This window comes from Variovorax sp. dw_308, assembly GCF_019207085.1.
Classification (GTDB): Bacteria; Pseudomonadota; Gammaproteobacteria; order Burkholderiales; family Burkholderiaceae_C; genus Variovorax.
In genome coordinates, this window is sequence record NZ_JAATOM010000010.1 from 70,266 (window position 1) to 93,516 (window position 23,251).

Annotated in this window: 22 protein-coding genes; 18 read left to right on the plus strand and 4 right to left on the minus strand. The window is 65.7% G+C overall.

What is annotated here, in order from left to right:
* Positions 1 to 15 precede the first annotated feature (15 nt).
* The gene (gene yihA / locus HCU76_RS19875; RefSeq protein ID WP_213953114.1) at positions 16 to 753 is read right to left on the minus strand and encodes a ribosome biogenesis GTP-binding protein YihA/YsxC; all 738 of its coding nucleotides are present in this window, start codon (positions 751 to 753) and stop codon (positions 16 to 18) included.
* Positions 754 to 829: 76 nt separating this feature from the next.
* Between yihA and HCU76_RS19880 the strand changes: the two genes are divergently transcribed.
* The 5 genes from HCU76_RS19880 (at position 830) to HCU76_RS19900 (ending at position 6,948) form a co-directional block, all read left to right on the plus strand.
* Positions 830 to 1,486, plus strand: coding sequence for a cytochrome c (locus tag HCU76_RS19880; protein ID WP_213953115.1), 657 nt, complete (start codon positions 830 to 832; stop codon positions 1,484 to 1,486).
* 109 nt (positions 1,487 to 1,595) lie between these two features.
* Positions 1,596 to 3,752 carry a cytochrome c biogenesis protein ResB gene (locus HCU76_RS19885; RefSeq protein WP_213953116.1) on the plus strand — a complete coding sequence of 719 codons (2,157 nt, stop codon included), beginning with the start codon at positions 1,596 to 1,598 and terminating at the stop codon, positions 3,750 to 3,752.
* Positions 3,749 to 5,065 (plus strand): c-type cytochrome biogenesis protein CcsB, encoded by a 1,317-nt coding sequence (gene ccsB, locus HCU76_RS19890; RefSeq protein WP_218510430.1) that lies wholly within the window; start codon positions 3,749 to 3,751, stop codon positions 5,063 to 5,065. The genes HCU76_RS19885 and ccsB overlap by 4 nt, the downstream gene beginning before the upstream one ends.
* A 234-nt stretch (positions 5,066 to 5,299) precedes the next feature.
* Positions 5,300 to 6,298: a protein-methionine-sulfoxide reductase catalytic subunit MsrP gene (gene msrP, locus HCU76_RS19895; RefSeq protein WP_213953118.1), complete on the plus strand. Its 999-nt coding sequence runs from the start codon at positions 5,300 to 5,302 to the stop codon at positions 6,296 to 6,298.
* Positions 6,299 to 6,306: 8 nt separating this feature from the next.
* Positions 6,307 to 6,948 (plus strand): sulfite oxidase heme-binding subunit YedZ, encoded by a 642-nt coding sequence (locus HCU76_RS19900; protein WP_213953119.1) that lies wholly within the window; start codon positions 6,307 to 6,309, stop codon positions 6,946 to 6,948.
* 94 nt (positions 6,949 to 7,042) lie between these two features.
* Here HCU76_RS19900 and lysA read toward each other — a convergent pair whose 3' ends face one another.
* Together lysA and HCU76_RS19910 are read right to left on the minus strand one after the other, a co-directional pair.
* Positions 7,043 to 8,314 (minus strand): diaminopimelate decarboxylase, encoded by a 1,272-nt coding sequence (gene lysA / locus HCU76_RS19905; RefSeq protein WP_213953120.1) that lies wholly within the window; start codon positions 8,312 to 8,314, stop codon positions 7,043 to 7,045.
* Positions 8,311 to 8,616: a lipoprotein gene (locus HCU76_RS19910; protein WP_256354304.1), complete on the minus strand. Its 306-nt coding sequence runs from the start codon at positions 8,614 to 8,616 to the stop codon at positions 8,311 to 8,313. Before HCU76_RS19910 ends, lysA begins: the two co-directional genes overlap by 4 nt.
* A 12-nt stretch (positions 8,617 to 8,628) precedes the next feature.
* Between HCU76_RS19910 and cyaY the strand changes: the two genes are divergently transcribed.
* Positions 8,629 to 8,964 (plus strand): iron donor protein CyaY, encoded by a 336-nt coding sequence (gene cyaY / locus HCU76_RS19915; RefSeq protein ID WP_213953121.1) that lies wholly within the window; start codon positions 8,629 to 8,631, stop codon positions 8,962 to 8,964.
* Between the two features lie 10 nt (positions 8,965 to 8,974).
* Here cyaY and HCU76_RS19920 read toward each other — a convergent pair whose 3' ends face one another.
* Positions 8,975 to 11,392, minus strand: coding sequence for a penicillin-binding protein 1A (locus HCU76_RS19920; protein WP_213953122.1), 2,418 nt, complete (start codon positions 11,390 to 11,392; stop codon positions 8,975 to 8,977).
* Positions 11,393 to 11,634: 242 nt separating this feature from the next.
* Here HCU76_RS19920 and HCU76_RS19925 point away from each other — a divergent pair, with 242 nt between their 5' ends.
* The 12 genes from HCU76_RS19925 to HCU76_RS19980 all read left to right on the plus strand — a co-directional run bounded on the left by HCU76_RS19925 (position 11,635) and on the right by HCU76_RS19980 (position 23,166).
* Positions 11,635 to 12,714, plus strand: coding sequence for a pilus assembly protein PilM (locus HCU76_RS19925; protein ID WP_213953123.1), 1,080 nt, complete (start codon positions 11,635 to 11,637; stop codon positions 12,712 to 12,714).
* Complete coding sequence (locus HCU76_RS19930) at positions 12,711 to 13,337, plus strand: PilN domain-containing protein (RefSeq protein ID WP_213953124.1); 627 nt, start codon at positions 12,711 to 12,713, stop codon at positions 13,335 to 13,337. Before HCU76_RS19925 ends, HCU76_RS19930 begins: the two co-directional genes overlap by 4 nt.
* 5 nt (positions 13,338 to 13,342) lie before the next feature.
* Complete coding sequence (locus HCU76_RS19935) at positions 13,343 to 14,026, plus strand: type 4a pilus biogenesis protein PilO (RefSeq protein ID WP_218510431.1); 684 nt, start codon at positions 13,343 to 13,345, stop codon at positions 14,024 to 14,026.
* Positions 14,023 to 14,565 carry a pilus assembly protein PilP gene (locus HCU76_RS19940; RefSeq protein WP_213953126.1) on the plus strand — a complete coding sequence of 181 codons (543 nt, stop codon included), beginning with the start codon at positions 14,023 to 14,025 and terminating at the stop codon, positions 14,563 to 14,565. Before HCU76_RS19935 ends, HCU76_RS19940 begins: the two co-directional genes overlap by 4 nt.
* Entirely contained in the window at positions 14,562 to 16,778 is a 2,217-nt protein-coding gene (pilQ, locus tag HCU76_RS19945; protein ID WP_213953127.1) for a type IV pilus secretin family protein, read from the plus strand. Before HCU76_RS19940 ends, pilQ begins: the two co-directional genes overlap by 4 nt.
* A gap of 22 nt (positions 16,779 to 16,800) precedes the next feature.
* A complete protein-coding gene (locus tag HCU76_RS19950) occupies positions 16,801 to 17,361 on the plus strand; it encodes a shikimate kinase (protein ID WP_218510432.1) in 561 nt (186 codons plus the stop codon).
* A 31-nt stretch (positions 17,362 to 17,392) separates the two neighbouring features.
* Positions 17,393 to 18,493 carry a 3-dehydroquinate synthase gene (gene aroB, locus HCU76_RS19955; protein WP_218510433.1) on the plus strand — a complete coding sequence of 367 codons (1,101 nt, stop codon included), beginning with the start codon at positions 17,393 to 17,395 and terminating at the stop codon, positions 18,491 to 18,493.
* 46 nt (positions 18,494 to 18,539) lie between these two features.
* Positions 18,540 to 19,676 carry a deoxyguanosinetriphosphate triphosphohydrolase gene (locus HCU76_RS19960; protein WP_218510434.1) on the plus strand — a complete coding sequence of 379 codons (1,137 nt, stop codon included), beginning with the start codon at positions 18,540 to 18,542 and terminating at the stop codon, positions 19,674 to 19,676.
* 61 nt (positions 19,677 to 19,737) lie between these two features.
* Positions 19,738 to 20,967 (plus strand): CynX/NimT family MFS transporter, encoded by a 1,230-nt coding sequence (locus HCU76_RS19965; RefSeq protein WP_218510435.1) that lies wholly within the window; start codon positions 19,738 to 19,740, stop codon positions 20,965 to 20,967.
* Between the two features lie 20 nt (positions 20,968 to 20,987).
* Positions 20,988 to 21,548 (plus strand): DUF1415 domain-containing protein, encoded by a 561-nt coding sequence (locus HCU76_RS19970; RefSeq protein ID WP_218510436.1) that lies wholly within the window; start codon positions 20,988 to 20,990, stop codon positions 21,546 to 21,548.
* A complete protein-coding gene (locus HCU76_RS19975; RefSeq protein WP_218510437.1) occupies positions 21,545 to 22,444 on the plus strand; it encodes an SAM-dependent methyltransferase in 900 nt (299 codons plus the stop codon). Before HCU76_RS19970 ends, HCU76_RS19975 begins: the two co-directional genes overlap by 4 nt.
* Positions 22,445 to 22,464: 20 nt before the next feature.
* Entirely contained in the window at positions 22,465 to 23,166 is a 702-nt protein-coding gene (locus HCU76_RS19980; RefSeq protein WP_218510438.1) for a transposase, read from the plus strand.
* Positions 23,167 to 23,251 lie beyond the last annotated feature (85 nt).

The following is a 23,251-nucleotide window of genomic DNA, read 5'->3' on the forward strand; positions in this document are numbered from 1 at the left end:
GCTTGCGGCCTGAAATCAGTCGGACGCCGGCTGCGCCGCAGGTTCCTGCTGCACCGCGGGTTCCGGATGCACCCACTCCCACAGCAGCTCGGCGGCCTCGTCGACGCCCTGCTTCTTCAGCGCCGAGAACAGTTTCACCTCGCCGCCGCCGGCCTGCAGTCGCGTGATCGACAGGACCTTGGCGCCTTCGGAACGCGTGAGCTTGTCGGATTTGGTCAGCAGTACCAGGAACTTGAGCCCTTCGGCCACGCGCGGGCGGATGACGTCGAGCAGGATCTCGTCGAGTTCGGTCATGCCGTGGCGAGGGTCGCACATCAGCACCACGCCGCGTAGCGTCTCGCGCGTCATGAGGTAGTTGCCCATCACCCGTTGCCAACGCAGCTTGGCCTCCTTGGGCACGGCCGCGTAGCCGTAGCCGGGCAGGTCGGCGAGCACGGCGTCGTCGACCTTCTGCTTGCCGACGCCGAACAGGTTGATGTGCTGCGTGCGGCCCGGCGTCTTGGAGGCGAAAGCCAGCCGTGTCTGCTGCGTGAGCGTGTTGATGGCGGTGGACTTGCCGGCATTCGAGCGGCCCACGAAGGCGATCTCCGGCAGGTCGAGCGTGGGCAGGTGCTCGAGCTGCGGCGCGCTGGTGAGGAAGTGCGCGGTGTGCAGCCAACCCATGGCAACGCGGCCGCGTTCGGCCTTGGCGGGGTCCGCCACAGCGGGCGGACGCGAGGAAATGAAGGCCTGCTTGCGCGGCGGGGAGGTCATCAACGGGCTTTCGTAGCGGGGGGCCATTGTAGAATTACCGGGTTTTGCGCCAACGAATCGAATCAAACCCCCCGATATGAAGTTGTTCGTCCCCTTCCTGCTCGCTGCCCTGCTGGGCGCCACCGGCACTTCCAGCTTCGCGGCTGACGAGCATGCGGCAGCACCCGCTGCCGCCGCACCGGCCAAACCCAAGCCGGACCTGGCAAAGGGTGACACGGTCTACAACGCCAAGGCCTGCGCCTCATGCCACAACCCGGACGGCAACTCGGCGGTCCCGGCGAATCCCAAGCTGGCGCAACAGCATCCGGAATACATCCTCAAGCAGCTGGAAGAATTCAAGTCCGGCAAGCGCAAGAGCGCCATCATGTCGCCGATGGCCGCGACCCTGAGCGACCAGGAGATGCGCGACATCGCCTGGTTCGTGGGCTCGAAGACCGCCAAGCCCGGCTTCGCCAAGAGCAAGGAAACGGTCGAGCTGGGCGAGCGCATCTACCGTGGCGGCATTGCCGACCGCCAGGTGCCGGCCTGCGCAGGCTGCCACAGCCCGAACGGCGCCGGCATCCCGGCCCAGTACCCGCGCCTTGGCGGCCAGCATGCCGACTACCTGGTCACGCAACTCGTCGCCTTCCGCGACGGCGGCCGCACCAACGCACCGATGATGACGGGCGTGGCTGCCAAGCTGAACGACCGCGAGATCAAGGCGGTTTCCGATTACATCGCCGGATTGCGCTGAAACCACGCATTCCGGCTGAACCAAACGCCAACAGAGAACCCCAAGCAAGGCGGGTCCGTCCATCCGGATGGCCCGCCTTTGTCTTTGGCACCAGCGCTTTCCATTCTTCATGTCCGTCTCCGTCTCCACCCACGGCCTTCGCCTGAAACGCGGCTCGCATGCCCTGCGCGCCGCGGTGGAGCTGCTGTCGTCGATGCGCTTTGCCATCGCGCTGCTCACGGTGATCTGCATCGCCTCGATCATCGGCACCGTGCTCAAGCAGCACGAACCCGTCGGCAACTACGTCAACCAGTTCGGTCCGTTCTGGGCGCAGGTGTTTCGCGCGGCGCTGCTCGACTCGGTCTACAGCGCCTGGTGGTTCCTGCTGATCCTGCTGTTCCTGGTGATCAGCACCTCGCTCTGCGTGGCGCGCAACACGCCGCGCATCCTGGCTGACTTCAAGGTCTTCAAGGAAGACATCCGCGCCCAGAGCCTGAAGGCCTTCGGCCAACGGGCCGAGACGGTGCTGGTCGAGACGCCCGACATGGCGGCCAACCGCATCGGACAGTTGCTTTCGGGCGGCGGCTGGAAGGTCAAGCTGCAGCGGCGCGAACTGCCTGGTAGGGAGGGTGGCTGGATGGTGGCCGCCCGCGCCGGCGGTGCACACAAGCTGGGCTATATCGCCGCGCACAGCGCCATCGTGCTGGTGTGCATCGGCGGCCTGCTGGACGGCGACCTGATCGTCACGGCGCAGACCTGGTTCGCCGGCAAGAGCGTCTACACCGGCGGCGGCATGATCGCCGACGTCCCGCCGCAGCATCGCCTGTCGGCGAGCAATCCCACCTTCCGCGGCAACATCCTGGTGCCCGAGGGTGGGCAGGCCGGCGTGGCGATCCTGAACCAGTCGACCGGCGTGCTGCTGCAGGAACTGCCCTTCTCGATCGAACTGAAGAAATTCATCGTCGACTATTACTCGACCGGCATGCCCAAGCTGTTCGCCAGCGAAGTGGTGCTGCACGACCGGCAGACGGGTGAGAGCAAGACGGCGCGCATCGAGGTGAACCATCCGGCGAGCTGGAGAGGCATCGAGATCTACCAATCCAGCTTCGACGACGGCGGCTCTTCCGTGACGCTCAAGTCGGTGCCGATGGCCGCTGCGGCCAAGCCATTCGAGATCGAAGGCACCATCGGCAGCAGCGCCCAGCTCACCAACGGCTCCGAGAAGCTCACCCTCGAATACACCGCGCTGCGCGTCATCAACGTTGAGAACTTCGGGGATGCAGCCAGCGGCAGCGGCGCCGACGTGCGCAAGGTGGACCTGGTGCACGACCTGCAATCGCGGCTCGGCGCGGCCAACAAGACCGACAAGCCGAAAACGTTGCGCAACATCGGCCCCAGCATCAGCTACAAGCTGCGCGACGCTTCGGGCCAGGCGCGGGAGTTCCAGAACTACATGGCCCCCGTCGATGCAGGCGATGGCATGCCCGTGTTCCTGCTGGGCGTTCGCGAGAAGCCCGAAGAGCCCTTCCGCTACCTGCGCGTCCCGGCCGACGACAAGGGCACGATGGACGGCTTCGTCCAGATGCGCGCCGCCCTGGCCGACGCCGCCCTGCGCGAAAAGGCGATCGACCGCTACATCGCCCGCGTGGGCGATTCGAAGCGCCCTGAGCTGGCCGAGCAACTGCGCGTGTCGGCCGCGCGAGCACTGGGCCTGTTCGCCGGCGCCGAGCGCGTCAAGCCCGACAGCCCGGGCAGCGGCGGCTGGCAGGCCATCGCGGATTTCATGGAAGTCAACGTGCCGCAGGCCGAGCGCGAGCGCGCGGGCACGGTGCTGGTGCGTATCCTGAACGACGTGCTGTTCGAGGTGCTCAACCTGAGCCGCGAAAAGGCCGGCCTGCCCGAGATGCCGCCGGACCAGCAGTCGCAGGCTTTCCTGACGCAGTCGGTGCTGGCCATCAGCGATTCGGCCTTCTATCCGGCGCCCATGGCGCTCATGCTCAGCGACTTCAAGCAGGTGCAGGCCAGCGTGTTCCAGGTGGCGCGTGCGCCCGGCAAGAACATCGTCTACCTGGGCTGCCTGTTGCTCATCATCGGCATTTTTGCGATGCTGTACGTGCGTGAGCGCAGGCTCTGGGTCTGGCTGACGCCCGACGGCTTGCGGGCCGGCGATACGGCGGCCACCATGGCGTTCTCGGTCAATCGCAAGACCATGGACAGCGACCGCGAATTCGAGCATCTCAAGGCAAGGCTGCTCGCCATCGACACAAGCAAGGAGACGGTGTCATGACCACGACAACCCTGACGCTCAACGACAGCTGGCGGTCACGCCGCAATGCCTTCGACTGGCTCTTCGCGGTGCTGGTGCTGGCGGGGGGGGCCTTCGTGTTCTCGCGCTACTCGGCCTCGATGGACTACTACGAGAAGCCGATCCTCGTCGCTGCGATGGCGGCCGGCATATCGCTGGGCTGGTTCTGGCGACCGCTGCGCGTGCTGGCGCTCGTCGTGGCTGCCGCTTCATTGCTGGCGATCTCGTCGTACCAGGGTGACCTGGCGCGCGCCGACACGGTGTTCCAGCTCAAGTACTTCCTGTCGAGCCAGTCGGCCATCCTCTGGATGAGCGTGCTGTTCTTCATGAGCACGATGTTCTATTGGCTGGGCCTGTTCGGCGGCAAGCAGGGCGACGCGATGGAACTCATCGGCTCGCGCGTCGCGTGGGCGGCGGTGACGATGGCGCTCATCGGCACCATGGTCCGCTGGTACGAAAGTCATCAACTCGGCCCGGACATCGGCCACATCCCGGTCAGCAATCTGTACGAGGTGTTCGTGCTGTTCTGCTGGATCACGACCGCGTTCTACCTCTTCTTCGAGTCGCGCTACAAGACGCGTTCGCTTGGCGCTTTCGTCATGCTGGTGGTCAGCGCGGCCGTGGGCTTCCTGCTCTGGTACACGCTGGTGCGGCAGGCGCATGAGATCCAGCCGCTGGTGCCCGCACTTCAAAGCTGGTGGATGAAGCTGCATGTGCCGGCCAACTTCATCGGCTATGGCACTTTTTCGCTGGCCGCGATGGTTTCGTTCGCCTACCTCATCAAGCAGCAGGCGGATGAAACCCGCTTGTACAAGCTCACGCCGATCTGGCTCTTCGGCATTGCGTTGAGCTTCGTGCCGGTGGCCTTCCGCCAGCGCGTGCAGGAGGCGGGCGGCAGCTATTGGTTGGTGTACGCGGCCATTTCGGCCGTGATCGCGGCCGGCATCCTGATGGGGCGCAGGCGCATCGCCTCGCGGCTGCCGTCGCTGGAGGTGCTGGACGACGTGATGTACAAGTCGATCACCGTCGGCTTCGCGTTCTTCACCATCGCGACGGTGCTCGGCGCACTCTGGGCGGCCGATGCCTGGGGCGGTTACTGGAGTTGGGACCCGAAGGAAACCTGGGCGCTCATCGTCTGGCTCAACTATGCAGCCTGGCTGCACATGCGGCTGGTCAAGGGCTTGCGTGGCACCGTGGCTGCCTGGTGGGCGCTCGGCGGCCTGGCCGTGACCACCTTTGCCTTCCTCGGGGTGAACATGTTCCTGAGCGGCTTGCACAGCTACGGAACGCTGTGAGCCCGCAGGGTCGCGCCCGGCCCACGCCACCCCGGCAATCTCGCGGTGCTGCCGGCGGCACTTTCATGACGTTTGAAACCGATCGGATCATCGGCGCGTAACCAGAGCGTGGTTCCATACGAACTACCCAGCGAGCCCCCAGGGCCGGGCCGCCCAGTCCGCCCCCGTGGGACCGCGTCGAGACGGCAAGGCCACATCGACTCCAGAGTACAACGAGCCCAGCGAAAGGCGATCATGCTGATTCAGTCCCGTCACAACGGCTTCGACCACCCGGTCCCGAGCGACATCACGCCACGCGGCGTCTACGAGAGCCGGCGCGACATGCTCAAGCTGCTGGCTGGCGGCGCGGCCGGCGCGCTGCTCTCGTCGTGGGCCGCACGCGATGCCATGGCCGAGACAGCGGCCCCGGGCAAGCTGGCTGCGCTGGTCGGCGCCAAGTCTTCGGTGGCGGGCGCCATGACCACCGAAAAGGTGAGCGACTACAAGGACGTCACCAGCTACAACAACTACTACGAGTTCGGCACCGACAAGGCCGACCCGGCGAAGAACGCCGGCACGCTGAAGACGAAGCCGTGGACCGTCGAGGTCGAGGGCCTGGTCAAGAAGCCAGGCAAGTACGGCATCGAGGACCTGGTCAAGCTCAGCGCACAGGAAGAGCGCATCTATCGCCTGCGCTGCGTCGAGGGCTGGTCGATGGTGATTCCGTGGGTCGGTTATTCGCTGGCCGAACTCATCAAGAAGGTTGAGCCGCAGGGCAATGCGAAGTTCGTCGAGTTCGTGACGCTGGCCGACCCGAAGACGATGCCTTTCGTCGGCTCACGCGTGCTCGACTGGCCTTACGTCGAAGGCCTGCGCATGGACGAGGCGATGCACCCGCTCACGCTGCTGACCTTTGGCATGTACGGCGAGGTGCTGCCGAACCAGAACGGTGCGCCGGTGCGCATCGTGGTGCCATGGAAGTACGGCTTCAAGAGCGCCAAGTCGATCGTCAAGATCCGCTTCGTCGAGAAGGAGCCGGGCACGGCCTGGAACAAGGCCGCGGCCAACGAGTACGGCTTCTATTCGAACGTGAACCCGAACGTCGATCATCCGCGCTGGAGCCAGGCAACCGAGCGCCGCATCGGCGACGGCGGCGGCCTGTTCGCCAAGCGCACCAAGACACAGATGTTCAATGGCTACGAAGCGCAGGTCGGCCAGCTCTATGCGGGCATGGACCTGAAGAAGAACTACTGAGCGCGGCCATGAACAAGCTGCTCATGCATCCGGCGGTCAAGCCGGTGTTGTTCGTGCTGTGCCTGCTGCCGTTCGCGTGGATGGTCTACGGCGCATTCACCAATGGCCTGGGCGCCAATCCCGCCGAATACCTGATACGCAAGAACGGCGACTGGACGCTGCGCTTCATCTGCATCGTGCTGGCGGTGACGCCGCTGCGCGTCATGACGAAGTGGAATGCGCTGGCGCGCTTTCGCCGCATGCTGGGGCTGTTCGCCTACTTCTACGTGGTGTTGCACCTGCTGAGCTACAGCTGGTTCGACATGGGCTTCGAACTTGGCGACATCGCGAAGGACATTGCGAAGCGGCCCTTCATCCTGGTCGGCTTCACGGGGTTCCTGCTGCTCACACCGTTGGCTGCGACCTCCTTCAATCGCGCGATAAAGGCGATGGGTGCGAAGCGCTGGCAACTATTGCACAAGCTCGTGTATGTGATCGCGGGACTGGGCCTGCTGCACTTCTTCTGGATGCGCGCAGCCAAGCACAATTTCAACGAAGTGTTCGTCTACGCCGCGATCATCGGCGTGCTGCTGGGCTGGCGCGTGTGGAACTTCGCGAGCAAGAAGATCGCCCCCGCGCCCGCGGGGCGGCCGCAATTGTCGAAGCGGTAGGGGGCTGGCGCGGGGAGCGCTCGCAAAAGCGCTGCGCGATTGACTTGCGCTCCGCTGACGCAGCCCTCGCTGGCGGATCGAACGTTGCAGCCGACTAGATTTTTTCGCTCAGCAACTGATCTTCCACCGACTCACGCCGCCGGATCAGCTTCGCGCTGTCGCCGCTGACCAGCACCTCGGCCGCACGGCCCCGTGTGTTGTAGTTGCTGGCCATGCTCATGCAGTAGGCCCCCGCCGACAGCACGGCCAGCAGGTCGCCCGCCTCGACCGCCAGCGCCCGGTCGCGGCCGATCCAGTCGCCGCTCTCGCACACGGGGCCGACCACGTCGTAGATCGTCGCGTCGGTCGAACGCTCGTGCACCGGCACGATCGCATGGAAGGCCTGGTACATCGCTGGACGCGGCAGATCGTTCATGGCCGCGTCGATGATGCAGAAGTTCTTGTCTTCGCCGGGCTTGGTGTAGATCACCTCGGTCACGCAAACGCCGGCATTCCCGACCAGCGAGCGGCCGGGCTCGATGATGAACTTGCGGTCGCCAAAGCCGCGCGCGTCCACGCGTGCGAGCAACTGGGCCCAGAGGGCGTCGGCCGCTGGCGGCGTATCACCCTGGTAGTTGATGCCGAGTCCGCCGCCGAAGTCGATGTGGTGCAGCCGGATGCCGTCCTGCTCCACCGCTTCCACGAGGTCCAGGATCCGGTCCATGGCGTCGAGATACGGCGAGGCCTCGGTGATCTGCGAGCCGATGTGGCAGTCGATGCCCACGATCTGCAGGCCGGGCAGGGAGGCGGCATGCCGGTACGCTACGGGCGCGTGATCGTGCGCGATGCCGAACTTGTTGCCCTTCAATCCGGTGGAGATGTAGGGGTGCGTCTTCGGGTCGACGTTGGGGTTGATGCGCAGGCTGACCGGGGCGCGCTTGCCCATCGACAAGGCCACCTCGTTCAGCACGTCGAGTTCGGCTTCGCTCTCGACGTTGAAACAGCCGATGTTGGCGGCCAGGCCTTCCCGCATTTCATCGCGCGTCTTGCCAACGCCGGAGAACACGATCTTGGCCGGGTCGGTGCCGACCGTTAAAGCGCGCGCCAGTTCGCCGCCGGACACGAGATCGAAACCGCAGCCCGCCTCGGCAAACACGCGCAACACACCCAGCGAGGAATTCGCCTTCATCGCATAGCAGATCAGGGCATTGCGGCCTGCAAAGCCGCGCTGGTAGGCGGCGAGCGCATCGAGCATCCATTGCCTGGAATAGACGAACAGGGGCGTGCCATGTTCGCGCGCCAGCGCATCGAGCGCCACGCCTTCGACGTGCAGTTGGCCATCGCGTCGAGCGACATGGGGATGGCCGGGCAGGGGGGTGATGTTCACTGGGTGGGTTCCGTGGTCTGGTCGGCGGGTGCGGGTGCGGGTTCGGTCGAGGTCGAGGTCGAGGTCGAGGTCGAGGTCGAGGTCGAGGTCGAGGCCGGGGCCGTCGCCGCGGGGGCTTGTGCAGGTGCCGTGGCGGATGGCTTGCGCGTTCCCGGGATCACCAGGTCAGGCAGGGTCGCACGGTTCGCGGCGGCCGGCTCGGTCGGCATGTAGAGGCTCCCACGTTGACCGCAGCCGGTGATGCCGACCACGACCGATGGAAGGCCAAGCGCGATCACTAGAATTTGAGTGACTTTCAACATCGTGAAATTGTAATGACCGACCCTGAGTACCTCGACCGCGCGGAAGCGGCGCTTGCCGCCATCGAACAGGGCTGCGACCGCCTCAACGACGCGACCGACGCGGACATCGACAACCAGCGGGTGGGCGGGATGATCACCATCACCTTCCCCAACAAGAGCCAGCTGATCGTGAACCTGCAGCCGCCCCTGCAGGAGATCTGGCTGGCGGCGCGCTCGGGCGGCTATCACTACCGGCAGGTCGAGGGGGTGTGGCGCGACACCAAGACCGGCGAGGAACTGTTCGCCAACCTCTCGCGCGAGGCAACGGCGCAATCGGGCCAGCCGCTGCAGTTCACCGCAGCGCGCTGAGCGACGGCGCTCAGTTCCGGAACAGGTCGAGGATGCGGTTGCGTTCTTCCGGCTGTGCCGGCGGGGCGACCGGTGCGCCCGTCAACGATTCGGCGGCAGGCGCGGACGACGAACCACTGTTGTCCACACCCAGGCTGGACACGCCGCGGCCCGGCGCGTAGTCGTCGAAATACCACTCGCTGCCCACATTGACCACGCCAGGCGGCGCCGCCAACTCGGCCACCGGAACGCCCTTGAGCGCGGTTTCCATGAAGGAGATCCAGATCGGCAGGCTCAGGCCGCCACCGGTCTCCTTGTCGCCGAGCTTGCGTGGTGTGTCGTAGCCCATCCAGGCGATGGCCGCGATGGTGGGCTGGAAGCCGGCGAACCACGCGTCGAGCGAGTCGTTGGTGGTGCCGGTCTTGCCGTAGAGGTCGGTACGCTTCAGCGTGGCCTGCGCCTTGGCCGCGGTGCCGCCGCTGGCGACCGATTGCAGCAGGCTGTCCATGATCCAGGCGTTGCGCTGCGGGATGGCGCGCATGCTGTCGTTCAGCACAGGCGGCTGCCGGTCGACCAGGACCTTGTCCTTGTGGTCGGTCACGCGCGACACGAGCACGGGGGGGACTCGGTAGCCGCCGTTGGCGAAGACCGAATAGGCGGTCGCCATCTGCATCGGCGTGACCGAGCCGGCCCCGAGCGCCATCGGCAGGTAGGCCGGGTGCTTGTCGCGGTCGAAGCCGAAATTGGTGATCCAGTCTTGCGCGTAGTGCGTGCCGATCGACTGCAGGATGCGGATCGACACCATGTTCTTCGACTTCATCAGCGCGCGCCGCAGCGGCATCGGGCCTTCGAAGGTGCCGTCGTAGTTCTTCGGCTCCCAAGGCTGGCCGCCGGTGGTGCCCGCGTCGAAGAACAGCGGTGCGTCGTTGACCACCGTGGCCGGCGAGAAGCCCTTTTCGAGCGCGGCCGAATAGATGAAGGGCTTGAAGCTCGAGCCCGGCTGGCGCCAGGCCTGCGTCACGTGGTTGAACTTGTTCTTGTCGAAGTCGAACCCTCCGATCAGTGCCTTGATGGCGCCGTCGCGCGGGTCCATCGCGACGAAGGCGCCTTCGACTTCGGGCAATTGCGTGATTTCCCAAGTGTTCTTCGGCGTCTTGGCGATCCGGATCACCGCGCCGCGGCGGATCCGGATGTTGGGCGCGGCCTTGTCGGCCAGACCGGACTGGGCCGGGCGCAGGCCTTCGCCGCTGATGGTCAGGGTTTCGCCGTTGCCGCGCACGGCGGTCACTTCCTTTGCGGAGGCCTTGAGGACCACGGCCGACATCACGTCGCCGTTGTCGGGGTGGTCGGACAGGGCGTCGTCGACCGCGTCGTCCAGTTCCTTGGGGTTCTGCGGGAGGTCGACGAACTTCTCGGGGCCGCGGTAGATCTGGCGCCGCTCGTAGTCCATGATGCCCTTGCGCAGCGCCTTGTAGGCGGCGGCCTGGTCGGCAGCGACCAGCGTGGTGTAGACCTTGAGGCCGCGGGTGTAGGTGGTGTCGCCGTACTGGGCGTACATGAGCTGGCGCACCGTCTCGGCCACGTATTCCGCGTGCAGGCGGTTCGGGTCCTGGGCATCGCGCAACTGGGGTTCTTCCTTGCGGGCTTCGTCGGCCTGTTCCGCGGTGATGAAGCCGGCGTCCTGCATGCGGTCGATCACGTAGAGCTGGCGGCCGCGGGCGCGCGAGGGGTTGTTGACCGGGTTGTTGGCGCCGGGCGCCTTGGGCAGGCCGGCCAGCATCGCGGCCTGGGCGATGGTGATGTCCTTCAACGGCTTGCCGAAGTAGGCCTCCGACGCCGCGGCAAACCCGTAGGCACGGTTGCCGAGGTAGATCTGGTTCAGGTAGATCTCGAGGATCTGGTCCTTGGTGAGCAGGTGTTCCAGCTTGAAGGTCAGCAGGATCTCGTAGATCTTGCGCGTCAGCGTCTTCTCGGAACTCAGGTAGACGTTGCGTGCCACCTGCATCGTGATGGTCGAGGCCCCCTGGCTCTTGACCTTGTTGAGGTTGGCCAGTCCCGCGCGCAGCATGCCCTTGTAGTCGACGCCGCCGTGGCTGTAGAAGCGGGCGTCTTCGGCGGCCAGCACCGCATCCTTCATGACCTTGGGAATCGTGTCGATCGGTGTCAGATTGCGACGCTCTTCGCCGAACTCGCCAATCTGGATGCCTTCCGATGAAAATACGCGCAGCGGGAGCTTCGGGCGGTAGTCGGCCAGTTCGGAAATATCGGGAAGATTGGGATACGCAACCGCGAGTGCGACGGCCACCACGAACAGGATCGACAGCACGCCCGCAATGGCGAGGCCGGTGGTCCAGAGGAAAAATCTCAACAGCCAGGTGATCCAGGCGGGACGCCTTGGTCGGGCAGCAGGGGTTTTGGCGGGCCCGGAGGCTTTTGTTTTTTCGGGCATGGAAAGTGGCGGAGTCAGCCGGGCATTATAAAAAGGCGCCCTTGCTTCGGCCGGGCGAAATGCGGTCTTAATACAGACCGATTCAATCCGTGATGTAAGTTGCAGAAGTGAAGATTAGCGTCTACTTTTGACAACGAACTGTTTCTGATTCAAGGTCGGGCGCTTGGTTCGGTGCTGTGCTTACTGCTAGCATGCAACCACTCGCAAATATTTCCAATCGTTACAAGCGGATGGGATTCAACTTGACTGCACTGGGATCGTTGTTTCGTCGTCAGCCCGCTCCCCTGCTTGGGTTGGACGTCAGTTCGTCCAGCGTCAAGCTGGTCGAACTCGGCCGCGACGCCACCGGAAAGCTGGTGCTGGAACGCTGCGCCATCGAGCCGCTGGAACGGGGATGGATCACCGACGGCAACGTCGAGAAGTTCGACGAGGTGGCCGAAGCGGTGCGTCGCGTGGTCCGCAAGAGCGGCACCCGCACCAAGAACGCGGCCCTGGCATTGCCGCCGTCCGCGGTTATCACCAAGAAGATCGTTCTGCCCGGCGGCATGAGCGAACAGGAACTCGAGATTCAGGTCGAGTCCGAAGCCAATCAATACATTCCTTTTTCGCTCGACGAAGTGAGTCTGGACTTCTGCGTGATCGGCCAGAACGCGAGTTCGGCGGGTGATGTCGAGGTCCTGATTGCTGCTTCGCGCAAGGAAAAGGTCCAGGACCGCCAAGGCCTGGCCGAAGCGGCCGGGCTCAAGGCCCTGATCCTGGATGTGGAGTCCTATGCATCGCGGCTGGCAACGGCGCGCCTCATCGAGCAATTGCCCGGGCAGGGCCGCGATGCCGTGGTCGCGCTGTTCGAGGTGGGCGCCTACACCACCAGCATGCAGGTGCTGCGCAACCAGGAAGTGCTCTATGACCGCGACCAGGCCTTCGGCGGCGCGCAACTGACGCAACTGATCGTGCGCCAGTACGGTTTCTCCGCGGAAGAAGCCGAGACCAAGAAGCGCAGCGGTGACCTTCCGGACGACTACAGCGCCGGCGTGCTCAAGCCTTTCGTGGCCAGCATTGCGCAGGAAATCGCGCGTGCCTTGCAGTTCTTCTTCACCAGCACGCCGCACAACCGTGTCGACTATGTGTTGCTGGCGGGCGGCTCGGCTGCCCTGCCGGGCTTGACCAGCGCGGTCACGCGCCAGACCTCGTTCGCCTGTTCGCTCCTGAATCCGTTCGACGGCATGGAGATGGGCCCTGGCATCCGCGAAAAGAAGGTTCGACGCGAAGCGCCGTCCTACCTCACGTCCTGTGGACTGGCCATGCGGAGGTTCGTGCAGTGATCCTCATCAATCTGCTCCCTCACCGGGAGGCGGCGCGAAAGCGGCGTCGCGAGACCTTCTATGCGTCGCTGGGCGCCGCCGCGCTGGCGGGTGGCCTGATCGCCGGCGGAGCCTATGTCTGGTTCGAGGCGCAGATCTCCGCGCAGCAGGACAAGAATGCCTACCTGCAGTCCGAGATCACCAAGCTCGAGGCCGAGATCAAGGAGATCTCCACGCTGCAGGCCGAGATCGCCGCCTTGCGTGCACGGCAGCAGGCCGTGGAAGACCTGCAGGGCGACCGCAACATGCCGGTCCACCTGATGAACGAACTGGTGCGGCAACTGCCCGATGGCGTCTACCTCATCAACATGAAGCAGGACAACCAGGCGGTGACCTTGCAGGGCGTGGCGCAGTCCAACGAGCGCGTCTCGGAACTGCTGCGCAACCTGGGCAACAGCAGCCCGTGGCTGGTCAAGCCGGAACTGGTTGAAATCACCGCCGGAACCGTGGCATTGAGCCCGCGCGACACGCGTCGCGTTTCCAACTTCACGATGAAGATCGGCCTCAAGCGGCCGACCGATGTGCAAAAGCCGGCCGACGGTGCGATACCCGCCGCCGCGCCCGCGGCACCGGTGAAAGGATAGGCGCCATGGCAACACGACGCTCCGCTCCGAATTTCGACGTCTCCGCATCGCTGCGCCGCTTCGGCGACCAGTTCCGCGGCCTCAACCCCAACGATCCGTCCGTCTGGCCGGCGGTGCCGCGCTACGCGCTGTGCGTGCTGGTGACGGTGCTGGTGCTGGTGGCGCTCTGGTTCGTCTGGCTCACCAACTCGAACGACACGCTCGAGGCTGAGCGCGCGAAGGAAGTGACGCTGCGCGCCGACTACCAGAAGAAGGTCGTCCTGGCCGCAAATCTCGACATGCTGAAAAAGCAGCGCGAGCAGGTCCAACAATACGTCACGTTGCTGGAAAAGCAATTGCCGAGCAAGGCCGAAATGGACGCATTGCTGTCGGACATCAACCAGGCCGGCCTAGGACGAAGCCTACAGTTCGAACTGTTCCGGCCCGGCACGGTGGTGGTCAAGGACTACTACGCCGAGTTGCCGATCGCGGTGCGCGTCACCGGCCGCTATCACGACATGGGCTCGTTCGCGGCCGACATTGCGAACCTCTCGCGCATCGTGACCCTGAACAACATCGCGCTGGCGCCAGCGAAGGATGGCTCCCTCACCATGGACGCCACCGCGCGCACTTTCCGCTACCTGGATGCGGAAGAGCAGAACATGCAGAAGAAGGCAGCCGCGGCAGCAGCGGCGGGGGCTAAGAAATGAAGTTGCTGCAGGTATTGCTGATGGCCGCGGCGGTCGTGGGCCTGGCCGGATGCGGCCACTCCGACCGCGAGGAGTTGCAACAGTGGATGGTCGAGCAGCGGGCCCAGGTGAAGCCCAGCGTCACGCCCATTTCCGAGCCAAAGAAGTTCACGCCGCAGGCCTACACCGAAGTCGGTGCGACGGAACCCTTCGACATCCAGAAGTTGACCCAGGCGCTGCGGCGCGACTCGGCCCAGCCCAGCACCTCGGGGCTGATCGGGCCTGAACTGGCAAGGCGCAAGGAGGCGCTGGAAGCCTTCCCGCTCGACTCGATGGCGATGGTCGGCAGCCTCAACCGCAACGGCAAGCCCGTAGCGCTGATCAGCGTCGACAAGCTGCTCTACCAGGTGCGCGTCGGCGAGCACCTGGGACTCAACTACGGGCTCATCACCCGCATCACAGAAACCGAACTCGGCTTGCGTGAAATCGTGCAGGACGCCGCCGGTGAATGGATCGAACGCGTGGCGACGCTGCAACTGCAAGAGAGGCCGACCAAATGAAGCAAGTACAAACCATCGCCGCCAAGTGGCTCAGAGCCGCCGGCACGACGCTGGTGGCGCTCGGCGCCGCCGCGGTCGTTCATGCGCAGAATGCCATCGAGAACGTGACAAGCTCGATGCAGTCCGGTGCCGAAGTGATCCGCATCGACCTGACGCAGCCGCTGACCGCGCCGCCGACCGGCTTCGCGATCCAGACGCCCGCGCGCATCGCGCTCGACTTCCCGGGGGTGACGAACGGCATCGGCCGCTCGGCCATCGAAATCAACCAGGGCAACCTGCGCTCGGTCAACGTCGTGCAGGCCGGCGAACGCACGCGCCTGGTGTTGAACCTCAAGCAGGCCACCGCGTACAAGACCGAGATCCAGGGCAAGTCGCTGCTGGTGTCGCTGGAGCCGGTCGTCGGTCCGGCGCTGGTCGCGTCGCAGCAAGGCGCTTTCGCGGAGAACCGCAACCGTGACATGCTGCCGATCAAGGATGTGGACTTCCGCCTCGGGCCTGACCGCACCGGCCGCGTGATCGTCGACCTCCCGAACAACCAGGTGGGCGTGGACATTCGCCAGCAAGGCAAGAACCTGGTGGTGGAATTCACCAAGTCGACGCTGCCCGAGGGCCTGCGCCGGCGCCTCGACGTGGCCGACTTCGGCACGCCGGTGCAGTTGATCACCACGCAGCAGTCGGGCGACCGCGTGCGCATGACCATCGAGCCCACCGGCGAATGGGAGCACAGCGCCTACCAGAGCGAGAACCAGTTCGTGGTCGAAGTGCGCGCCCGCAAGGTCGACCCGACCAAGCTGACGCGCGGCCCCGGCTACTCTGGCGAGAAGCTGTCGCTGAACTTCCAGAACATCGAGATCCGCTCGCTGCTGCAGGTCATCGCCGACTTCACGAACTTCAACATCGTGACCTCCGACTCGGTGACGGGCTCGCTGACGCTGCGCCTGAAGGACGTGCCCTGGGACCAGGCGCTCGACATCATCATGCAGGCGAAGAACCTCGGCATGCGCAAGAACGGCAGCGTGCTGTGGATCGCACCGAAGGATGAGATCAATGCCAAGGAAAAGGTCGAGTTCGAGGCCGCCGCAGCGATCGAGACGCTGGAGCCGCTGCGCACCCAGTCCTACCAGCTCAACTACACCAAGGCCGCGATCGTCCAGCAGCAGCTGAGCGGCACCGGCGTCGGCGGCGGCGGCGGCGTCACGACGACGCGACTGCTGAGCGCTCGCGGCTCCGTCATCGCAGAGACGCGGACGAACCAGCTCTTCGTGTCCGACATTCCTTCGCGACTGGCGCAGGTCACCGAGATGATCCAGAAGCTCGACGTGCCGGTTCGTCAGGTGCTGATCGAGGCGCGCATCGTCGAGGCTTCGGACACCTTCGGCAAGTCGCTGGGTGTGAAGCTGGGTGGCGGTGTGCTGAATTCCACCAGCAGCTTCGGCGTGCAGCCCGCGATCACCAACGGGGTGCGGACGGCCGGCATCAACACCTACGGTCCGGGCACTTTCGCTGGTCCGAATCCTCTGGTCAACGGGCTGGTCAACAACGCGCTGGTTGGTGCCACGAGCACGACCTACACCAATTCGACGGCCAACTCGTCGACGGCCAGCTTCGCCAACAGCAACTTCATCAACCTGCCCGCGGCCCTGGCCAGCGGTGCGCAGCCGGGTGCGTTCGCACTGTCGCTGTTCAGCTCGAGCCTGTCGCGGATCCTGAACCTCGAGATCTCCGCGCTGGAAGAAGACGGCAAGGGCAAGGTCGTGTCCAGCCCGCGTGTGGTGACGGCCGACCAGACCAAGGCGCTGATCGAGCAGGGCACCGAACTGCCCTACCAGGTGGCCACCTCGAGCGGCGCGACTTCCATCGCATTCCGCAAGGCCAACCTGAAGCTGGAAGTGACGCCGCAGATCACGCCTGAAGGCAACATCATCCTGACGCTGGACGTCAACAAGGACACCGTCGGCCAGGCGACGACGGCAGGCTTCGCGATCAACACCAAGCACGTGCAGACCGAGGTGCTGGTGGAGAACGGCGGCACGGTGGTCATCGGTGGTATCTTCGAGCTCACCGAATCCACCGACGATACGCGTGTGCCTGTGCTGGGCGAGGTGCCTTACCTCGGCGCACTGTTCCGCACGAAGAATCGCACGTCCAACAAGACAGAAATGCTGATTTTCATCACCCCGAAAATGATCACTGACCGCAACGCCGCGCGCTGATGCGCGGCCGTTGCTGAACCGCATGGCGGTCGCACTCGTCGGCTTGCCCGGCGCCGGAAAATCCGCAGTGGGCAGGCGCCTTGGTCAGCGCTTGCAACTCCCCTTCATCGACAGTGACAACGTGATCGAGCAGCGCATAGGCTGCTCGATTCGCGATTACTTCGAGCGCGAAGGCGAGGCCAGCTTCCGTGACATCGAGCAGCAGGTCATCGCCGATCTGGCCCGGACCGCCACCGGCGTGGTGGCGACGGGCGGCGGCTCGGTGCTGCGCGAGGCCAACCGGGCCATGCTGCGCGGCAGCTTCCACGTGATCTACCTGCGGTCCTCGCCCGAAGACCTGTTTCGGCGCCTGCGTCACGACGTGAAGCGTCCGTTGCTCCAGGTGGCCGATCCGCTGGGGCGCCTGCGCGAACTGCATGGCGCGCGGGACCCGCTGTACCGGCAAACTGCGCACGACATCGTCGAGACCGGGCGGCCCTCGGTCGCCATGCTGGTCAACATCATCGTGATGCAGCTGGAACTGGCGGGCATCGTGGTCCCGGCGCCGCCGCCCGATCTGCCGCCCGTTGACCCCCGCGAATGAACGCCCAGCCTGCTGGGCCTAAACTCGCGGGATGCCTTTGACCGCGACCCTGGAACGTGTCGAGATAAACCTCGACGACCGCAGCTACCCCATCCTGATTGGCGACGACCTGCTCGACGATGCGTCGCACTACGCGGGCCTGCCGGCATCGGCCAGCGCGCTGATCGTCAGCAACACCACCGTGGCGCCCCTCTACGCACAGCGCCTGCGCGCCGTCCTGGAACCACGCTTCCGCTCGGTGCACCTGCTGGAACTGCCCGACGGGGAGGTCTACAAGGACTGGCCCACGCTCAACCTGATCTTCGATGCGCTGCTGGGCCATGGTTGCGACCGCAAGACCGTGCTGTTCGCGCTGGGCGGCGGCGTGGTGGGCGACATGACCGGCTTCGCGGCTGCCAGCTACATGCGCGGCGTGCCCTTCGTCCAGGTGCCGACGACCTTGCTGGCGCAGGTCGATTCCTCGGTGGGTGGCAAGACGGCCATCAACCATCCGCTCGGCAAGAACATGATCGGCGCGTTCTACCAGCCGCAACTCGTGCTGTGCGACCTGGGCACGCTGAAGACGCTGCCGGCGCGCGAACTCAGCGCGGGCCTTGCCGAAGTGATCAAGTACGGGCCGATCTACGACATGGCCTTCTTCGACTGGATCGAGGCCCACATGGACGCGATGGTGGCGCGCGACGGCGCTGCGCTGGCCCTTGCGGTGAAGCGCAGTTGCGAGATCAAGGCCGAGGTCGTCGGTCAGGACGAGCGCGAATCGGGGCTGCGGGCCATCCTCAACTTCGGCCATACCTTCGGCCATGCCATCGAGTCGGGCCTGGGCTATGGCGAGTGGCTGCACGGCGAGGCCGTCGGTTGCGGCATGGTGATGGCGGCACAACTGTCGCAGCGCCTGGGGGGCGTGGATGCGGCTTTCGTGGCGCGACTGACTCGGCTCATCGAACGCGCGGGCCTGCCAATCGTGGGGCCGGCACTGGGGGCGGAGCGCTACCTCGAACTGATGCGCGTGGACAAGAAGTCCGAGGGCGGCGAGATCCGCTTCGTACTGCTCGACCGACCCGGGTCGGCAGTCATGCGCGCCGCACCCGAGGCGCTGGTGCGGGAAGTGCTGGCGCAATGCTGCCGGGCCTGAAGCCCATCGTTTCTGCAACCGGTCCTTGTCCGGGCCCTGAAACGGAATGACGCCGTCGCTTGCCTGCTATGCCTGCGACCCCGCGCACTCGCGCGGCCGGCGCCATCCGGAACTGCCCGCGCCCACGCGCAACGCATTCCAGCGCGACCGCGACCGCATCGTCCATTCCACCGCCTTCCGGCGGCTGGTCTACAAGACGCAAGTATTCCTGAACCATGAAGGCGACCTGTTCCGCACGCGGCTCACGCATTCGCTGGAGGTCGCGCAGTTGGGGCGCTCCATTGCCCGTGCGCTGGGGCTCAATGAAGACCTGGTCGAGGCCATCGCGCTGGCGCATGACCTCGGCCACACGCCCTTCGGACATGCGGGGCAGGATGCGCTCGATGCCTGCATGGCGGACTACGGCGGCTTCGAGCACAACCTGCAAAGCCTGCGCGTGGTGGACGAACTCGAGCACCGCTATCCGCAGTACGACGGCATCAACCTGAGTTTCGAAACGCGCGAAGGCATCCTCAAGCACTGCTCGCGCGTGAATGCCGAGCGGCTCGAAAAGCAGGAGCCCGATGGCGTAGCGCGGCGATTCCTCGACCGCATCCAACCCTCGCTGGAAGCGCAGCTTTGCAACCTGGCCGACGAGATCGCCTACAACGCGCACGACATTGACGACGGCGTGCGCTCCGGGCTGATCCGCATCGAGGACCTCGCGGGAGTTGAATTGTTCGAGCGCCATCGGGCGCAGGCGCTCGCCGAGTATCCGGAGCTGCAAGGTCGCCGGGTGCTCTACGAGGCGATCCGGCGCATGCTGAGCGCGCAGGTCTACGACGTGATCGACACCACCCGGGCTGCCCTGGACGCCGCTGCGCCAGCGGACGCCCATGCAGCGCAACGCTGCGGGCCGCTGGTGCTGTTCGGCGATGCGATGCGCGCCGAATCCGCCGCGCTCAAGCGCTTTCTCCTGCACAACCTGTACCGCCATCGGCAGGTCATGCAGACGACCGAGCAGGCCAAGGACGTCGTGGCCGGGCTGTTTGCGGCCTACCTCGACAAGCCCGCGGAGATGCCCGATTCCTTTGCCGGCCGCACCGACAAGGAACGCGCCGTGGCCGACTACATCGCCGGCATGACCGATCGATTCGCGATGCGCGAACACGAGCGGCTGACGGGAAAGCGGTGGATCGCATGAGCGCAGCGCCGGGCCGCCCCAAGCAAGCTCGCGCCGCAGCGACAAGCGCGGGGGTCCTTCGATGACCGTCCGCGTGCCAATGGCCGCACTCGCCGTCGTGGCGGCCGGCGTGAGCGTGGCCTTGCATCTGGGCAAGCTGTCGCCGGCCATTCCTGCTCTCCAATCCACGCTCGGGTTGTCCCTGGTCGAGGCCGGCTTCATGCTCTCGCTGGTGCAACTGGCGAGCATGACGCTGGGCTTGGCGGTCGGCTTGGCCGCCGACGCGATCGGCTTGCGGCGCAGCATGCTGATCGGCCTGGTGATTGCGACCACGGCCAGCGTCCTGGGCGGTGTCGCGGGGCAGTTTGCATCCCCCTGGGTCGTGGCGTGGCTGCTCTTGCTGCGCGCCATCGAAGGCCTGGGATTCCTGCTCGTGGTAATGCCCGCGCCGGGGCTCATCCGCGCGATGACGCCGCCGGGCGCCGAGAAGGCCGCGCTGGGCATCTGGGGCGCCTACATGCCGTTGGGCGTGGCCCTGGCACTGCTCTGCGGCCCTGGCCTGATCGCGTGGGCGGGCTGGCCCGGATGGTGGTGGGTGCTGTCGCTGCTGTCCGGCGGCGCCGCCTTGTGGGTGGCCCGAGCGGTTCCCTCGGATGGCCCGCGCGTCAAGGGACCCGCCGCCGCGGACTGGCGCAGCCGCCTGAAGACGACGCTCGCCGCGCCGGGGCCATGGTTCGTGTCGCTGGCCTTTGCCGTCTACTCATCGCAATGGATGGCGGTGATCGGTTTCCTTCCCTCGATCTATGCGGAGGCCGGCGTGCGGTCGGGATGGAGCGCCGTGCTCACCGCGACCGCGGCGGCCATGAACATCGTGGGCAACATCGCCGGCGGGCGCGGGTTGCAGCGGGGCCTGGCGCCCGCGCAACTGTTGCGCATCGGCTATGGCGTCATGGCGCTCGGCAGCATCATGGCGTTCGCGCAGTGGGGGCAGGGCGCCCACGCGATGGGTTTGCCGCCGGCCTTGCGCTATGTGGCGGTGTGTGTGTTTTCGCTGTTTGGCGGCGCGGTGCCGGCCACGCTGTTCATGCTCGCCGTGCGCCTGGCGCCCGGGCCCGCCACCGTGTCGACGACCGTGGGCATGATGCAGCAGGCCTCGGCATTCGGGCAGTTCATCGCGCCGCCGCTGGTCGCATGGATCGCGCATCGCGTCGGTGGCTGGCAATGGACCTGGACGGTGACCGCGGCATGCTCGATGGCGGGCATCGTGCTGGCATCGCGCCTGCCCGGCATGGGGCGGCGCGCCACCGCGTGAGTTGCAGGAAGGAAATCGCGATGATCGATGAAGCACACGCCGTCGCCGATACCCGCCGCTGGCTCGAGCGGGCCGTGATCGGGCTTAATCTCTGTCCCTTTGCCAAGGCGGTGCACGTCAAGGCGCAGATCCATTGGGCGGTCTACCTGGCCGAAAGCGATGGCGGCCTGCTCGACGCGCTGCTGGCCGAGGCGGCGGCGCTGCTCGCACAGGATGCCGCGGTGCGCGACACTACGCTTTTGATCGCGCCCAACACCTTGCCTGACTTCCTCGACTTCAACGACTTCGGCGCGCGCGCCGAACGCCGGCTCGCGCGCGCCGGCTACGACGGCGTGCTGCAGCTCGCGACCTTCCATCCGCAGTTCCAGTTCGGCGGCACGGAGCCGGATGACATCGGCAACGCCACCAATCGCGCGCCCTATCCCGCCTTGCACCTGCTGCGAGAAGACAGCGTGAGCCGCGCGGTCGAGGCCTTCCCGGACGCGGAAGAGATCTTCGAGCGCAACATCGAGACGCTGGAAGTGCTTGGCGCCGAAGGCTGGGCCGCGCTCGATGTCGGATCCCGGGCGGCCACGCCATGAAAGCAAGCGCGAAAGCCCTCAAGGCCGAGGCCGAACTGGCCGACGCCGTGCGTCCGGGCCAGTCGACCGAGCTGCTGAAGGAACTGCACATCCTCACGCGCGAGGGCCGCCTGAACCAGGACTCGCGCCGCAAGCTGAAGCAGGTCTATCACCTGTTCCAGTTCATCGAGAAGCTGCTGCGCGAATTGCCGGGCGAGGGCGCGAGTGCGACGCTGGCCGACCACGGCGCCGGCAAGTCGTACCTGGGCTTCATCATCTACGACCTGTTCTTCAAGGCGCTCGGTGGCGGGCACGTCTACGGCATCGAGACACGCGGCGAGCTGGTCGCCAAATCGAAGGCCCTGGCGAGCCAGCTCGGCTTCGACCGCATGTCGTTCCTGAACCTGAGCGTGGCCGAGTCGGCGCATTCGGCGGTACTGCCCGCGCAGATCGATGTGGTCACCGCGCTGCATGCCTGCGACACGGCTACCGATGACGCGATCGCCTTCGGCTTGGCCAAGAACGCGCGCTACATGGTGCTCGTGCCCTGCTGCCAGGCCGAATTGGCGGCCTGCCTGCGCGAGACCAAGGCGCTGGCCCTTTCGCGCACGCCGCTCGCCGAGCTGTGGCGGCATCCGCTGCACACGCGCGAGATCGGCAGCCAACTCACCAACGTGTTGCGCTGCCTGCTGCTGGAGGCGCACGGCTATCAGGTCACGGTGACCGAACTGGTCGGTTGGGAGCACAGCATGAAGAACGAACTGATCATCGCGCGGCGAACCGGCCATCGGAAGGCCGGCGCGGCGCAGCGCCTGCGCGAACTGCTGGCGCAGTTCGGGCTCGATGCGCTGCAGCCGACGCGTTTTCCGCTGCCCGAAGTCCCGCGTTCGCCAGAACCTGTCGCGTCGCCAGCCTGAGCCGGCCCGGCCTATACGCCATGGCCCGCCTGCCCCGCCTCACGCTCGCGGACCAGCCGCACCACGTGATCCAGCGTGGCAACAACCGGCAGGCGATCTTCATTGACGCAGAAGACCATCAGCGCATGCTCGCGCTGCTTGGCGAGAACGCGCCGCGCTTCGGCGTGGCGCTGCATGCCTATGTGCTGATGGGCAATCACTTCCACCTGCTGGCCACGCCCGCGACGGTCGAGGGGCTGCCCAAGCTCATGCAGGCCGTCGGCCGCAGCTACGTGCGCTGGTTCAACGACCGCCATCACCGCAGCGGAACGCTCTGGGAAGGGCGCTACCGCTCCACCTTGATCCAGGCCGACAGGTACCTGCTGGCCTGCATGGCCTACATCGACCTCAATCCCGTGCGCGCGGGCATGGTCCGCGAGGCGCGCGACTACCCGTGGTCGAGCCACAACCACTATGCGGGGCTGCGCACGGATCGCCTGTTGACGCCCCATCCGCTGTACTGGACGCTTGGAAACACTCCGTTCGCGCGAGAGGCGGCTTATGCTGAATTGGTGCGTGCAGGCGTGTCGGCGCGGGACCAGAGCTTGCTTACCGAATCGGCGTTGCAGGGGTGGGCCGCGGGAGACGCAGACTTTGTCGAAAAACTGCAGTCAGCGACGCCACGGCGCGTTGCCAAGGTGCGAGCTGGACGTCGGCCGCAATCGCTGAAATCTACCGGTTGAAAAGTGACTCGAAGGCTTGTTTTTCGGGCCCTCATTGCTATCAAGTCTGATGTGTCCCCAATTAATACTTGATTGATTGATTCGG

Coding starts and splice junctions, on each gene's coding strand:
- yihA (WP_213953114.1), bottom strand. CDS start 753: ATGACCTCCCCGCCGCGCAAGCAGGCCTTCATTTCCTCGCGTCCGCCC.
- HCU76_RS19880 (WP_213953115.1), top strand. CDS start 830: ATGAAGTTGTTCGTCCCCTTCCTGCTCGCTGCCCTGCTGGGCGCCACC.
- HCU76_RS19885 (WP_213953116.1), top strand. CDS start 1,596: ATGTCCGTCTCCGTCTCCACCCACGGCCTTCGCCTGAAACGCGGCTCG.
- ccsB (WP_218510430.1), top strand. CDS start 3,749: ATGACCACGACAACCCTGACGCTCAACGACAGCTGGCGGTCACGCCGC.
- msrP (WP_213953118.1), top strand. CDS start 5,300: ATGCTGATTCAGTCCCGTCACAACGGCTTCGACCACCCGGTCCCGAGC.
- HCU76_RS19900 (WP_213953119.1), top strand. CDS start 6,307: ATGAACAAGCTGCTCATGCATCCGGCGGTCAAGCCGGTGTTGTTCGTG.
- HCU76_RS19910 (WP_256354304.1), bottom strand. CDS start 8,616: ATGTTGAAAGTCACTCAAATTCTAGTGATCGCGCTTGGCCTTCCATCG.
- cyaY (WP_213953121.1), top strand. CDS start 8,629: ATGACCGACCCTGAGTACCTCGACCGCGCGGAAGCGGCGCTTGCCGCC.
- HCU76_RS19920 (WP_213953122.1), bottom strand. CDS start 11,392: ATGCCCGAAAAAACAAAAGCCTCCGGGCCCGCCAAAACCCCTGCTGCC.
- HCU76_RS19935 (WP_218510431.1), top strand. CDS start 13,343: ATGGCAACACGACGCTCCGCTCCGAATTTCGACGTCTCCGCATCGCTG.
- HCU76_RS19940 (WP_213953126.1), top strand. CDS start 14,023: ATGAAGTTGCTGCAGGTATTGCTGATGGCCGCGGCGGTCGTGGGCCTG.
- pilQ (WP_213953127.1), top strand. CDS start 14,562: ATGAAGCAAGTACAAACCATCGCCGCCAAGTGGCTCAGAGCCGCCGGC.
- HCU76_RS19950 (WP_218510432.1), top strand. CDS start 16,801: ATGGCGGTCGCACTCGTCGGCTTGCCCGGCGCCGGAAAATCCGCAGTG.
- aroB (WP_218510433.1), top strand. CDS start 17,393: ATGCCTTTGACCGCGACCCTGGAACGTGTCGAGATAAACCTCGACGAC.
- HCU76_RS19960 (WP_218510434.1), top strand. CDS start 18,540: ATGACGCCGTCGCTTGCCTGCTATGCCTGCGACCCCGCGCACTCGCGC.
- HCU76_RS19965 (WP_218510435.1), top strand. CDS start 19,738: ATGACCGTCCGCGTGCCAATGGCCGCACTCGCCGTCGTGGCGGCCGGC.
- HCU76_RS19970 (WP_218510436.1), top strand. CDS start 20,988: ATGATCGATGAAGCACACGCCGTCGCCGATACCCGCCGCTGGCTCGAG.
- HCU76_RS19975 (WP_218510437.1), top strand. CDS start 21,545: ATGAAAGCAAGCGCGAAAGCCCTCAAGGCCGAGGCCGAACTGGCCGAC.
- HCU76_RS19980 (WP_218510438.1), top strand. CDS start 22,465: ATGGCCCGCCTGCCCCGCCTCACGCTCGCGGACCAGCCGCACCACGTG.